Raw genomic sequence first — 13,646 nt, forward strand, 5'->3', positions numbered from 1 at the left:
TTACTCCTAATCTAAGATATTGAAAAGGCCGCAATAAATATTGCGGCCTTTTTTTCATAAAAACAAAAAAGCGACTCACAAGCCGCTTTTCATATGGAAGTAAGATTACTTCTCTAGATAGTCTCGAATGGATTTTTCTATACCCACCGCATCCAGTCCAAGCTCTGCGTGCAACTCATCTTGAGTGCCTTGAGCGACAAACCTGTCAGGAAGTCCTAGGTTTAGGACGGGCTTCATTAGTTTCTCACTCATCATGAACTCAATTACGCCAGCGCCTGCACCACCTGCAATAGCGTTTTCTTCTAGAGTAACTATGACGTCGTGACTATTGCAAAGCTCTCTAATTAGCGCTTCATCAAGCGGTTTGACAAAACGCATATCAGCGACGGTAGCATTGATGTTCTCCGCCGCGATAAGCGCATTATCTAAGAAAGTGCCGAAGGATAATATCGCTACTTTTTCGCCTTCACGTACGATGCGACCTTTGCCGATTTCTAGGGCGGTAAATTCAGCTTCTGGTGTTGTTCCATTGCCCCCACCACGTGGGTAGCGTACGGCACTTGGACCATTGTGCATGTGACCAGTGTAGAGCATCTGGCGACATTCATTTTCATCACTTGGTGCCATGATGACCATGTTAGGGATGCAGCGCATAAAGCTTAAGTCGAAGGCACCTTGGTGAGTTTGACCATCAGCGCCGACTAATCCTGCTCGGTCGATAGCAAACATTACAGGCAAATCCATAATAGCAACATCGTGGATCAGTTGGTCATAGCCGCGCTGTAAGAACGTAGAGTAAATGGCAACGATTGGGCGGTTACCAGCAATAGCCATACCAGTGGCTAATGTCACGGCGTGTTGCTCTGCAATCGCGACATCGAAATATTGGCTCGGATACTCTTTCGAGAAACGTACCATGCCAGAGCCTTCACGCATGGCAGGAGTAATTGCCATTAATGAAGGGTCTTTGGCTGCCATATCACATAGGAAATCGCCAAAGATCTTTGAATAGGTTGGTTTGCTTGAGCTGCTTTTTGGCAGACAGGAGTGAGAAGGATCGAACTTAGGTACGCCATGGTAACCGATTGGATCTTTCTCAGCTGGTTCGTATCCTTTACCTTTCTTGGTCATAATGTGCAGGAACTGCGGGCCTTTAAGCTCACGCATGTTCTTCAACGTTTTAACCAGTTCATTGACATCATGACCATCAACAGGGCCGATGTAGTTGAAGCCTAGCTCCTCAAATAGCGTGCCCGGAACGATCATACCTTTTAAATGTTCTTCTGTACGACGAACTAGCTCTTTAATTGGTGGCAAACCAGATAGTGCTTTCTTACCGCCTTCACGAATCGAAGTGTATAAACTACCAGATAAGACCTGAGCGAGGTGGTTGTTTAGAGCGCCAACGTTTTCTGAGATCGACATTTCGTTATCATTGAGGATTACGAGCATATCAGGATGAACATCACCAGCGTGGTTGAGTGCTTCAAATGCCATTCCTGCAGTAATGGCGCCGTCGCCAATAACGCTGACCACTTTACGGTCTTTGCCTTCTTTAGCCGCAGAGATGGCAATACCAAGTCCCGCACTGATAGATGTGGATGAGTGGCCAACGGATAAAACGTCGTACTCACTTTCTTCACGCCAAGGGAAAGGGTGAAGCCCATCTTTTTGTCGGATTGTCGACATCTTCTCGCGTCGACCCGTCAAGATTTTGTGTGGATAAGCCTGATGGCCCACATCCCAAATCAATTGGTCGAAAGGCGTGTTGTATACGTAATGTAGGGCGACAGTTAATTCAACCGTCCCTAAGCCAGAAGCTAGGTGTCCGCTTGATTGGCTCACAGAGTTTAACAAATACGTTCTTAGCTCCTCACAAAGCTTCGGAAGTGACTCTTTTGGCATCAAGCGAAGTTCTTCCGGTGTATTTGCTAATGTCAGTGTTGGATATTTTGAAATATCAAGTGTCATAGTGTTAGCGCTTTAATTCTGTTTAGTTGTTGCGCTCGATGACATATCGGGCGAAATCTTCGAGTAATTGAGTATTGTAGGGTATAGCCTCTAAAGCACAAAGTGCTTCTTCAAAAAGCTGCGCTGCTTTTTGCTGAGCCCCTTCTAATCCTAGCAAAGCAGGGTAGGTACTTTTGTTAAGTTCGACGTCTGAACCCTGAGGTTTACCTAAGGTTTCCGTGTCACCGACAATATCTAGAATATCGTCTTGCACCTGAAACGCGAGTCCAATTGCATCAGCGTAATTTTCCAACTGAGGTAGGTATTGAACCCCTTTATCCCCAGCTGCCAAAGCACCTAATTGAACAGCGCACTTAATCAGTGCCCCTGTTTTATGACGATGTATACGCTCAAGCTCTTCCAGCGTCACATTGCGGTTCTCTGCTTCTAGATCGAGTGCTTGCCCAATGCACATACCAGCAGCACCTGAAGCGTGAGCAAGCTTTTGTACCATAGTAATACGTTGCTCATTGGCAAAGGATGCCAATTCACCTTCAGATAAAATGGTAAAGGCCAGTGTTTGCAGAGCATCACCAGTTAGAATAGCAGTCGCTTCATCGAATTGAATATGGCAAGTCGCTTGACCTCGACGGAGTTCGTCATCATCCATTGCAGGAAGATCATCGTGGATCAATGAATAGGCATGGATACACTCAATAGCAGCGGCCGGAGTATCTAATTGTTCATTGGTGCAACCAAAAATCTGTCCGGTAGCATAAACAAGGAAAGGGCGAGCACGTTTACCGCCAAGTAGCAATGCATATCGCATTGCTTCTATTAATCTTTGTTCTTGGAAAGGGTAGTGGTCGAGCCAAGCGTCCAGTTGCTCGTTATTACGTTGTTGATAAGACTTTAAAGCCTCAATCATGGGGATACTCACTTTTGTTTCTATTCCGCTGACTGGGAGAAGTCATCAAGTTCTGCATCGTCATCTTTGGCTAGCAGGATGCTGACTTTTTGTTCTGCTTCTGTAAGCTTATGTTGCCCAGCACGAGCTAAAGCGATACCACGTTCAAACTTCTTCAAAGCGTCGTCCAATGCAAGGTCACCATTTTCTAATTGTTCGACAAGCATATCTAGCTCATCCACTGTCGCTTCAAACGACATGTTCTCTGGTTTTTTCGTCGCCATAACTTACTTGTTTTATCAGAAATGTTCGAACGTTACATTAGCCTTAACGGATGGTCAAACTAATGGTGCCAAAAATGTAACCAAGATGCTTTCCACTTTTTGTTTCTGCTACAAATTTGTTCAACAGGATGGATATAGAAACTGGGGAAGGTGTTGTTTTACGGCGATTTCTCGAATTGACTCCGGCTAAAAGAAGAGGGAACAGGGAATTTTGTGATTTTCAGGTCATAAATTACTTAAAGATATGGGCATGTGGTCGATAACCTGAATATAACGCGATAGACTCGTGCGGATATTCAGGTTCGTCAATGTCGATTGATGGCAATTATTTATGGAGTGTTGAGTGGATTTAGCAACGCTGATAGGCCTAATTGGTGGGGCCGCTTCGATCATTATGGCGATGGTGCTAGGTGGCAGCATCATGACTTACTACGATACCACGTCGGTATTCATCGTAATCGGTGGTTCGACATTTGTGGTGTTGATGAAGTTCACTCTGAGCCAGTTCTTTAGTGCAACGAAGATTGCTGGCAAAGCGTTCATGTTCAAAACCGATGAACCTGAAGACTTAATCGCGAAAATCGTCGAAATGGCGGATGCGGCACGTAAAGGTGGTTTCCTAGCTTTAGAGGAAATGGATATTCAGAACAGCTTTATGCAAAAAGGCATCGATCTATTGGTTGATGGCCACGATGCAGAAGTTGTGCGTAACGCGATGCAAAAAGACATCGCATTAACCGATGAACGCCATGTGAAAGGAGCGGGCGTTTTTAAGGCATTTGGTGATGTTTCTCCTGCAATGGGAATGATCGGTACCCTCATTGGTCTAGTTGCGATGCTTTCTAACATGGACGATCCGAAGTCGATTGGTCCTGCAATGGCGGTGGCACTTTTAACAACCTTGTATGGGGCGATTCTTTCCAACATGCTTTTCTTCCCGATTGCTGACAAGCTTACGTTGCGTCGCGAGCAAGAAAAACTCAATCGTCGTTTGATCATGGATGGTGTCTTGGCGATTCAAGATGGTCAAAACCCTCGCGTGATTGATGGCTATTTGAAAAACTACCTCAATGAGAGCAAGCGAGCCTTTGATTTGGACGGTGAGTAAACATGCTGGTCTCACATATTAAATTGGCGTAGGAGGAGCTGTGGAAGAGGAACAAAAATGCGATTGTCCACCACCGGGTCTTCCCCAATGGATGGGCACATTTGCGGATTTGATGTCGCTACTCATGTGCTTCTTTGTACTTCTGTTGTCATTTTCTGAAATGGATGTACTGAAGTTCAAGCAAATTGCGGGCTCTATGAAGTTTGCCTTCGGGGTACAAAATCGCCTTGAGGTGAAAGATATCCCTAAGGGTACCAGCATCATCGCACAAGAATTCCGACCAGGTCGCCCTGAACCAACGCCAATTGACGTCATTATGCAGCAGACCATGGACATCACTCAGCAAACGCTAGAGTTTCATGAAGGTGAGTCAGATCGCGCTGGTGGTAATCAGCGAGACGATGGCAAAATGACGGGTGGTCAAACAGCGGATAGGACTCAAAAGAACCAGATTGGTACGGCATCGGCACAGAGCGAACAAGAAAATGAAGATCTCGATAAACTAGAAGAGATCATCAAGAAAGCGTTGCAACAAGAGATTAAACAGGGTGCTGTTGAAGTAGACAACTTGGGACAACAACTGGTGATTCGGATTCAAGAAAAAGGAGCCTTCCCAGAGGGGTCGGCCTTCTTGCAGCCTAAATTTAGACCTCTTGTTCGTCAGGTTGCTGATTTAGTTAAGGATATACCTGGCCAAGTCCGTGTGTCAGGGCATACGGATAACTTGCCCTTGGATTCTGAGCTGTACCGTTCTAATTGGGATTTATCGTCTCAGCGAGCTGTTTCTGTTGCCCAAGAGATGGAGAAAGTAAAAGGCTTCTCTCATCAAAGGTTGCGAGTGCTGGGAGTGGCTGATACCGAACCTTTGGGCCCGAATGATACTGAGCGACAGAGAGCGCGCAACCGCCGTGTTGAAATCAGTATTATGCAAGGGGAGCCAGTGTACACTGATGAGGTGTCTGCAGACGGTCAATAAAATGTGCACTATTACTATGAAACACCAGCGTTCAGCGCTGGTGTTTTTTATTGTGCTGAACGCTACAATTGCAACACTCGCATCTTAACTACGTAGAGTATATACTTGCGCCCCAAATAGACGAATGCCCGCTCTAGTCTCAAACTTGGCACGATGAGTTGGGTGAGTTTGTACTAAAGTTGATATTTGTTACCTATACTGTCGTGCTCAGACAGCATTGCAACGAGATGTGAAAAGACTATGAGATTTATCGTAAAGCCCCATCCAGAGATTTTTGTAAAAAGCGATTCAGTGCGTAAGCGCTTTACAAGAATCTTAGAGTGCAACCTGCGAATTATTATCCAGCGCCGTACGGAATCTGTAGCGGTATATAACCGTCGTGACCACATTGAAGTGAATGCTAGCTCTGATGAATACTACAACGAGGTGTTGGAGATCCTAACTCACACCCCGGGTATCCATCATGTTCTTGAGGTTCAACAATCTGATTTTGAAGATATGCACGATATCTACGAGCAGGTGTTGGAACTAAACGGCAGCCGTATCGAAAACAAAACTTTTGTTGTTCGAGCTAAGCGACGCGGCAAACACGACTTCACCTCAATCGAGCTCGAGCGCTATGTTGGCGGTGGCTTGAATCAAGCTGTCGAAAGTGCTCGTGTGAAACTGTCTAAGCCTGACGTAACAGTAAACATCGAAGTTGCGAACGATAAACTGAATCAGATCATCGCTCGCCATAAAGGGCTTGGTGGTTTCCCTCTTGGCACACAAGAAGATGTGCTGAGCTTGATTTCAGGCGGCTTTGATTCTGGTGTGTCAAGCTATCTGCATATTAAACGCGGTTCTAAAACGCATTACTGCTTCTTCAACTTAGGCGGCCCTGCTCACGAGATTGGCGTTAAGCAAGTTGCGCATTACTTGTGGAACAAGTACGGCTCTTCAGCGAAAGTGAAATTCATCTCGGTGGACTTTGAACCGGTTGTTGCTGAAATTCTTGAAAAAGTAGAAGACGGCCAAATGGGCGTTATTCTTAAGCGTATGTTTATGCGTGCTGGTGGAATGCTTGCTGAAAAGTTTGGCATTGAAGCCTTGGTAACGGGTGAAGCACTCGGCCAGGTATCAAGCCAAACGCTGACTAATTTACGTCATATAGATGGTGTCACTGACACATTAATTCTTCGCCCTCTAATCAACTGGGATAAAGAAGACATTATCGACCTTGCACGTGAAATTGGTACTGAAGATTTCGCTAAGACCATGCCTGAGTACTGCGGTGTGATTTCTCGTAAGCCAACCGTGAAGGCTGTGAAAACTAAGTTAGAAGCTGAAGAAGAGAAATTCGACTTTGGGATTCTTGAGCAAGTCGTGCGTGATGCGCGAATGATGGACATTCGTGATATCGAAAAAGAAAGTCAGGAGCAAGCGCCTGAAGTTGAGCAAGTTCAAGCAGTTGAAGAGCACGCTATCGTTTTGGATATTCGTAGTGCAGAGGAAGAGGAAGAGAGTCCGTTGGAACTCGATGGCGTTGAAGTTCAACACCTTCCATTCTTTAAGTTAGGGACCAAGTTTGGTGACTTAGACCAGTCGAAAACATATCTGCTGTACTGTGATCGCGGCGTAATGAGTCGTCTTCAAGCCTTGTATTTGCAAGAACAAGGTTTTAACAATGTGAAGGTGTATCGCCCTTAGGGATCGTCTTTAAAGCGATAGACAAATCACAAGGTAAAAATGGGCGCTTTATTAGGGCCCATTTTTTATGCCCGTTATTTATGGCTTTAAAGTTACATACTACTCTGCGGCCAGTCATCGGGAACAATAAACCAAAACTGACCAGTTTCAGACTGACAATGGATAAAGTGTTGTGGCAGTTCAGTCACTGGCACTTTGTTTTCGTTGTTGAATCCCGTAGCCCAAAGAGGTTTGGATAGTTGGTACAAAGGCTCCGTAACCCTTTCAAACTGACTTTGATAACACCAAAAGCCAGTGACTCGCTCCGGATTGATCTTCAAACCTAGGCAGTATTCTGGAACTGTAGTCTTTTCAAATGGGTTGACGTAAAGTCTGCCTTGCATCAGTAGGTGCTGAGAAATGTCATCAATGTTCGGATACAAAGCTTGAAACGCTTCTGTACGAGTCATCATAAGTTGGTGCTCAAGCATGCGATGCAATTTCTTATCCAGGCGATCTTTGGCATTTGGTCCATACCAATAGCCGTCCTTGAGTAGATAGAACTTTATTGCCACTTCCCAATGCTCAATTTGCTCAGTGGCAAGGTTATCCAAAATAAAGTCGATAGCACCAATAGTTCGGTTATTTTGCTGCAACTGCAATTCTTCGACTATAACTTGATACTCATGACTGGCTTCAAACTGTCGACGACACAGTTCCTGATACAAAAAACCGAGTCTAGGGTTGCCGTCATAGTCTCTGTGAATCGTAACTTCTGAATCCATATTGACGCAGGGGAAGTAAGGCGAGATTCTGTGGTCATTCATCATTAGACTAGGACTAGTCCTTATCCAAGATAAGAATTCCTTTATAATATTCATGCTCATGTGTTTGCGTTTTCCTTTCGACAATCCTAGATTAAATTGCTATAACCACGGAAATCAAGAAATTGCTCTGGAAGTGCTATGAATAACTTACAACTCGAAGCGGTGCTCAATGAAAAGTTGTCTCCTCAATTGATTAAAGACTATTGTCCAAATGGACTACAAGTTGAAGGCGCTAGTGAAATAAAAAAGGTAGTGACAGGTGTAACGGCCTCGCAAGCACTGATCGATTATGCGGTATCTGTTAACGCGGATGCTCTATTGGTTCATCATGGTTATTTCTGGAAAGGCGAACCTGAAGCCATTCGTGGTATGAAAGGAAAACGTATTCGCACCCTTATCAAAAATGATGTTAATTTGTATGGTTACCATCTACCTCTGGATATACACCCTGAACTTGGCAACAATGCGAGATTAGCTGAATTACTCGACATTGAAGTGATTGATGGACTAGAAGGGCACCCTCAGTCTGTAGCTATGTTTGGTAAACTGGCTCAACCGATGACTGGTGAAGCCTTTGCTCAGAAAATTGCTCAGGTTCTCTCTAGAGAACCGCTTCACATTGCACCTGAACAAGCGGAGAAAATGATTGAAACGGTAGGTTGGTGCACCGGTGGTGGTCAGGACTATATTGAACTTGCTGCATCTAAAGGGCTCGATGCATTTATCTCAGGTGAGATCTCTGAGCGCACAACCTACACAGCCCGTGAATTGAACATCCATTATTTTGCGGCGGGCCACCATGCAACTGAAAGATATGGTATTAAGGCTCTGGGTGAGTGGCTAGCATCAGCGCATGGCCTTGATGTCGAGTTTATCGACATTGATAATCCAGTTTAGATTTTCTTCTAATAAAAAAGAGCAGCGTAAGCTGCTCTTTTGTTTTCAGATGTTGTGTCTGATTGATGTGCTCTGTTATTCACGCTCGTGAAGCGGTTTGAAATCACGCATTTCTTCACCAGTATAAAGCTGGCGAGGACGACCGATACGGTTGCCTGGATCGCTGTGCATTTCGTTCCAATGAGCAATCCAACCCACAGTACGAGACATCGCGAAGATAACCGTAAACATAGAAACAGGGATACCAATCGCTTTAAGGATAATACCTGAGTAGAAGTCTACGTTTGGATACAGTTTCTTCTCAACGAAGTACTCATCTGAAAGTGCTATACGCTCAAGTTCCATTGCCACGTCGAGTAGTGGATCTTTGATGTTTAGCTCTTTCAGTACTTCGTGACACGCTTCGCGCATTACTGTTGCACGTGGATCGTAGTTTTTATAAACACGGTGTCCAAAGCCCATTAGGCGGAATGGGTCGTCTTTATCTTTCGCGCGCTCGATGAATTCAGGGATCTGATCAACAGAGCCGATTTCTTCAAGCATACGCAAACATGCTTCGTTGGCACCACCGTGAGCAGGGCCCCATAGTGATGCAATACCAGCTGCAATACACGCAAATGGGTTAGCACCCGATGAACCAGCAAGACGTACTGTAGAAGTCGAAGCGTTTTGCTCGTGATCTGCGTGCAGAGTGAAGATTTTATCCATCGCACGTGCAACGATAGGGTTCACTTCATACTCTTCACATGGATTAGCAAACATCATGTGTAGGAAGTTTTCCGCATACGTTAGATCGTTACGAGGATAGATGAATGGTTGACCGATTGAGTACTTGTAACACATAGCTGCAAGTGTCGGCATCTTAGAAATCAAACGATAAGCCGCGATTTCACGGTGCGTATCATTATTAATATCTAAAGAATCGTGATAGAAGGCTGCAAGAGCACCTACAACACCGCACATAACCGCCATTGGGTGAGCATCGCGACGGAAACCGTGGAAGAAACTCGCGATTTGTTCGTGAACCATGGTGTGGCGTGTAACGATTTGTTTGAAACTCTCATATTCTTCTCGTGTAGGGGCTTCACCAACAAGAAGGATATAGCAAACTTCAAGATAGTCTGCATTGTTAGCTAACTGATCGATTGGGAAGCCACGGTGCAGTAGTACACCTTTGCCGCCGTCGATATAAGTGATTTGAGATTCACAGGATGCAGTGGCAAGAAAACCGGGGTCAAAAGTAAAGTAACCATTGGCTCCAAGTTTACGAACGTCGACTACTTGTGGTCCGATAGAACCATCCATAATCGGCAGCTCGATTGGCGCTTGACCTTCAATATGAAGGGTCGCTTTCTTATCTGCCATAACAATCTCCTTTGTTTATTATTTAATCCGTCCAGGATGTTTGTGTGCCAATTTTTTACTTCGCTTCGCAGTTAAAGTCAATTTTTAAACGGTGATGTGTGCACTTGTTATGATTTTTTATAGAAAAATGGTTAAAAATCTGTTCTGTGTAGCATATTTTGTTACACCAATTGTATTAGAATGTTGCCAACCGTATAGTTGCGGTGAAATTGTTGGTCAAATCCTTATAAATTCTAGGGTACAAACCGAGGTGAGGTCGATTTGGATCTTAGTCTGTTAACATTATTGTTACAATTATCTCTCTTGTAACACGAATTTATTGTTAACTTTATGTTAACTTTTGAGGCTTACGGACCAAAATTTATTCATAACAATAAATGGCTCAATGGAGCTGAGTGAGCAAGCCCGTGAAAGAAAGAAAGTCCAGACCTGTTAATTTAGATTTGCAGACAATTCGCTTTCCGATCACAGCAATCGCTTCCATCCTGCACCGTGTGTCGGGTGTGATTACGTTTGTGTCGATCGGTATACTTCTTTGGTTACTATCCAAATCACTCTCTTCTCCGATTGGTTTCGCAGAAGCTGCTGACATCGTCGATGGTTTCTTCGTGAAATTTATCCTTTGGGGAATTTTGACGGCATTGGCGTACCACATTGTTGGTGGTGTGCGTCATTTGATTATGGACCTAGGCTATTTTGAGGAGCTCGAGTCGGGCACCAAAAGCGCTAAGGTTGCCTTCATCGTGACAGGTGTTCTGTCACTGCTGGCTGGAGTATTGGTATGGTAAACAACGTCTCAACATTTGGTCGTAATGGCGTACACGATTTCTTATTGATTCGTGCTACCGCTATCATTATGACGCTTTATACGATTTATCTCGTGAGCTTCTGCGCTTTTGCAGGAGACATTTCCTACGTATCGTGGACCAATTTCTTTGGTGGTACTTTCACTAAAGTCTTCACTATGTTGGCGCTAGCTTCAGTGCTTATTCATGCGTGGATTGGTCTATGGCAAGTTCTTACAGACTACATCAAATGTGCCAAGCTTCGTGGTGCACTGCAACTGACTTTCATCGCAGTGCTTCTTGGTTATTTCTTCTCTGGTTTCTTTATTCTGTGGGGTGCGTAAGTGTCTATTCCAGTTCGTGAGTTTGATGCCGTAGTAATCGGCGCTGGTGGTGCGGGCATGCGTGCCGCACTACAAATTTCAGAGCAAGGCCTATCATGTGCATTGCTATCCAAAGTATTTCCTACTCGTTCACATACAGTATCCGCTCAGGGTGGTATCACAGTAGCGCTAGGAAACTCTCATAAAGACAACTGGCAGTGGCATATGTATGACACTGTTAAAGGTTCTGACTACATTGGTGACCAAAACGCTATCGAGTATATGTGTAAGAATGGTCCTAAGTCTGTTATCGAACTAGAAAAAATGGGTCTACCGTTTTCTCGTTTTGAAGATGGCTCGATCTACCAACGTCCATTTGGTGGTCAGTCTAAAGAGTTTGGTGGCGAGCAGGCAGCACGTACTGCAGCTGCAGCTGACCGTACTGGTCATGCTTTGCTTCATACGCTTTATCAGCAAAACATTAAGCACAAGACCACAATTTTCTCAGAGTGGTATGCACTTGACCTAGTGAAAAACCAAGACGGTGCGATTCTTGGTTGTACTGCGTTATGCATGGAAACTGGTGAGATTTGTTACTTCAAGTCCAAAGCAACCATTCTAGCGACAGGCGGTGCAGGTCGAATCTACGCTTCTACTACTAATGCTCACATCAACACTGGTGATGGTGTCGGTATGGCGTTACGTGCAGGCGTTCCTATGCAAGACATGGAAATGTGGCAGTTCCACCCAACTGGTATCGCTGGCGCTGGTGTACTAGTAACAGAAGGTTGTCGTGGTGAAGGTGGCTATCTTCTTAATAAAGATGGCGAACGCTTCATGGAACGTTATGCACCAAATGCAAAAGACCTTGCTGGTCGTGATGTAGTTGCTCGTTCAATGATGATTGAAATTCGTGAAGGTCGCGGCTGCGATGGTCCATGGGGTCCACATATTAAACTGAAATTGGATCACCTAGGCAAAGACGTACTTGAGTCGCGCCTTCCAGGTATTTGTGAACTTTCTCGAACGTTTGCACACGTTGATCCAGTTAAAGAGCCAATCCCTGTTATTCCAACGTGTCACTACATGATGGGTGGTGTACCAACGCAAGTTTCTGGTCAAGCTATTAAACAAGATGCTTCTGGAAACGACCTTGAAGTACAAGGCCTATTTGCTTGTGGTGAAATTGCTTCTGTATCGGTTCATGGCGCTAACCGTCTAGGTGGTAACTCATTGCTTGACCTCGTGGTATTTGGTCGTGCTACTGGTCTTCATCTTGGTGAAACTCTGGCCGCGCAAACAGAAGCTCGTCCAGCGACGGAATCAGACATTGAAGAGTCACTGGCACGTACTATGCGCTGGGAAAACAGCACTTCAGGTGAAGATCCTGTTCAAATTCGTAAAGATCTACAAACTTGTATGCAAAACAGCTTCTCGGTATTCCGTGAAGGTGATGCAATGGCAACAGGTCTAGAAGAGCTAAAAGTGATTCGTGAGCGCCTACAAAACGCACACCTTGCTGATAAGTCTTCAGAATTTAATACCCAACGCGTTGAGTGTTTAGAGCTTGATAACTTGATGGAAACGGCATTCTCTACAGCGGTTGCGGCAAACTATCGTACAGAAAGCCGCGGAGCACACGCTCGTTTTGACTATCCAGACCGTGATGACGAGCAATGGCTATGTCACTCTATCTACAACCCGGAAACTGAACAGATGACGAAACGTGATGTCAACATGACACCAGTTCATCGTGAAGCTTTCCCACCGAAAGCACGTACGTACTAGAGGGAGGACCAGACTATGAAACTTAATTTCTCTCTATACCGTTACAATCCGGATGTAGACAATAAGCCTTACATGAAGGCATACACGCTTGAAGTCGATGAAGGCTCTGACATGATGGTGTTAGATGCTCTGATTCTTCTGAAAGAGGAAGACCCAACGTTATCATTCCGTCGTTCTTGTCGTGAAGGTGTTTGTGGCTCTGATGGCCTAAACATGAATGGCAAAAATGGCCTGGCTTGTATCACGCCACTGTCAGCTCTGGAAGGGAACGAGATCGTAATTCGACCACTTCCTGGATTACCTGTAGTGCGTGACTTGATTGTCGACATGACTCAGTTTTATGATAACTACGCGAAAGTTAAGCCGTTTCTTATTTCGGATGGTAATTTGCCACCTTCGCGTGAAAATCTGCAAATGCCAGAAGAGCGAGCGCATTTGGATGGATTGTATGAGTGCATTATGTGTGCATGTTGTACGACATCTTGCCCGTCATTCTGGTGGAATCCAGATAAATTCATCGGACCAGCAGGTCTACTTGCCGCGTACCGTTGGTTGATTGACAGCCGCGATACAGCAACAGATGAACGCTTATCAAATCTTGACGATGCATTTAGCGTTTTCCGTTGTCATGGCATCATGAACTGTGTCAGTGTATGTCCTAAAGGACTAAACCCGACAAAAGCAATTGGCCACATCAAGTCAATGCTTGTGAATCGTTCGGTGTAACAAATAATAAAATTGCCGGCTCGACCTTTTGGAAGAGCCGGC

The 13,646-nt window shown here is 44.9% G+C and carries 13 protein-coding genes; 8 read left to right on the forward strand and 5 right to left on the reverse strand.

The annotated features are described in order from the left end of the window. Positions 1 to 105: 105 nt before the first annotated feature. Genes dxs through xseB form a run of 3 tightly spaced genes read right to left on the reverse strand, consistent with a single transcriptional unit; the run spans position 106 to position 3,141 of the window. Complete coding sequence (gene dxs / locus JKJ11_RS03830; RefSeq protein WP_006074252.1) at positions 106 to 1,971, reverse strand: 1-deoxy-D-xylulose-5-phosphate synthase; 1,866 nt, start codon at positions 1,969 to 1,971, stop codon at positions 106 to 108. 22 nt (positions 1,972 to 1,993) lie between these two features. After that, positions 1,994 to 2,878 carry a (2E,6E)-farnesyl diphosphate synthase gene (gene ispA / locus JKJ11_RS03835; RefSeq protein WP_006074253.1) on the reverse strand — a complete coding sequence of 295 codons (885 nt, stop codon included), beginning with the start codon at positions 2,876 to 2,878 and terminating at the stop codon, positions 1,994 to 1,996. A 20-nt stretch (positions 2,879 to 2,898) separates the two neighbouring features. Next, complete coding sequence (gene xseB / locus JKJ11_RS03840; protein WP_006074254.1) at positions 2,899 to 3,141, reverse strand: exodeoxyribonuclease VII small subunit; 243 nt, start codon at positions 3,139 to 3,141, stop codon at positions 2,899 to 2,901. 343 nt (positions 3,142 to 3,484) lie between these two features. Between xseB and pomA the strand changes: the two genes are divergently transcribed. The 3 genes from pomA (at position 3,485) to thiI (ending at position 6,914) form a co-directional block, all read left to right on the forward strand. Beyond that, entirely contained in the window at positions 3,485 to 4,249 is a 765-nt protein-coding gene (gene pomA / locus JKJ11_RS03845) for a flagellar motor protein PomA (protein WP_031493735.1), read from the forward strand. Between the two features lie 40 nt (positions 4,250 to 4,289). After that, the gene (locus JKJ11_RS03850) at positions 4,290 to 5,225 is read left to right on the forward strand and encodes a flagellar motor protein MotB (RefSeq protein ID WP_031493734.1); all 936 of its coding nucleotides are present in this window, start codon (positions 4,290 to 4,292) and stop codon (positions 5,223 to 5,225) included. A 240-nt stretch (positions 5,226 to 5,465) separates the two neighbouring features. Further along, complete coding sequence (gene thiI / locus JKJ11_RS03855; RefSeq protein WP_065311685.1) at positions 5,466 to 6,914, forward strand: tRNA uracil 4-sulfurtransferase ThiI; 1,449 nt, start codon at positions 5,466 to 5,468, stop codon at positions 6,912 to 6,914. Positions 6,915 to 7,006: 92 nt separating this feature from the next. Here the strand turns inward: thiI and JKJ11_RS03860 are convergent, their stop codons facing one another. Continuing rightward, positions 7,007 to 7,774, reverse strand: coding sequence for a DUF1853 family protein (locus tag JKJ11_RS03860; RefSeq protein WP_124941224.1), 768 nt, complete (start codon positions 7,772 to 7,774; stop codon positions 7,007 to 7,009). 84 nt (positions 7,775 to 7,858) lie between these two features. On the opposite strand from JKJ11_RS03860, the gene JKJ11_RS03865 reads away from it, so the two are divergent. Next, the gene (locus JKJ11_RS03865; RefSeq protein WP_198557416.1) at positions 7,859 to 8,617 is read left to right on the forward strand and encodes a Nif3-like dinuclear metal center hexameric protein; all 759 of its coding nucleotides are present in this window, start codon (positions 7,859 to 7,861) and stop codon (positions 8,615 to 8,617) included. Between the two features lie 75 nt (positions 8,618 to 8,692). Here JKJ11_RS03865 and JKJ11_RS03870 read toward each other — a convergent pair whose 3' ends face one another. After that, complete coding sequence (locus JKJ11_RS03870; RefSeq protein ID WP_006074261.1) at positions 8,693 to 9,982, reverse strand: citrate synthase; 1,290 nt, start codon at positions 9,980 to 9,982, stop codon at positions 8,693 to 8,695. Between the two features lie 395 nt (positions 9,983 to 10,377). Here JKJ11_RS03870 and sdhC point away from each other — a divergent pair, with 395 nt between their 5' ends. From sdhC to JKJ11_RS03890, 4 genes are read left to right on the forward strand one after another with little or no spacing between them, the layout of a single operon-like run. Beyond that, the gene (gene sdhC / locus JKJ11_RS03875) at positions 10,378 to 10,770 is read left to right on the forward strand and encodes a succinate dehydrogenase cytochrome b556 subunit (protein WP_038222929.1); all 393 of its coding nucleotides are present in this window, start codon (positions 10,378 to 10,380) and stop codon (positions 10,768 to 10,770) included. Further along, positions 10,764 to 11,111: a succinate dehydrogenase, hydrophobic membrane anchor protein gene (gene sdhD, locus JKJ11_RS03880; protein WP_006074263.1), complete on the forward strand. Its 348-nt coding sequence runs from the start codon at positions 10,764 to 10,766 to the stop codon at positions 11,109 to 11,111. Before sdhC ends, sdhD begins: the two co-directional genes overlap by 7 nt. Beyond that, entirely contained in the window at positions 11,112 to 12,878 is a 1,767-nt protein-coding gene (gene sdhA / locus JKJ11_RS03885; RefSeq protein WP_038225391.1) for a succinate dehydrogenase flavoprotein subunit, read from the forward strand. 15 nt (positions 12,879 to 12,893) lie between these two features. Further along, positions 12,894 to 13,604 carry a succinate dehydrogenase iron-sulfur subunit gene (locus JKJ11_RS03890; RefSeq protein WP_240206560.1) on the forward strand — a complete coding sequence of 237 codons (711 nt, stop codon included), beginning with the start codon at positions 12,894 to 12,896 and terminating at the stop codon, positions 13,602 to 13,604. Positions 13,605 to 13,646 lie beyond the last annotated feature (42 nt).

It is taken from the genome of Vibrio sp. SCSIO 43133, from assembly GCF_023716845.1.
Lineage (GTDB): Bacteria > Pseudomonadota > Gammaproteobacteria > Enterobacterales > Vibrionaceae > Vibrio > Vibrio mediterranei.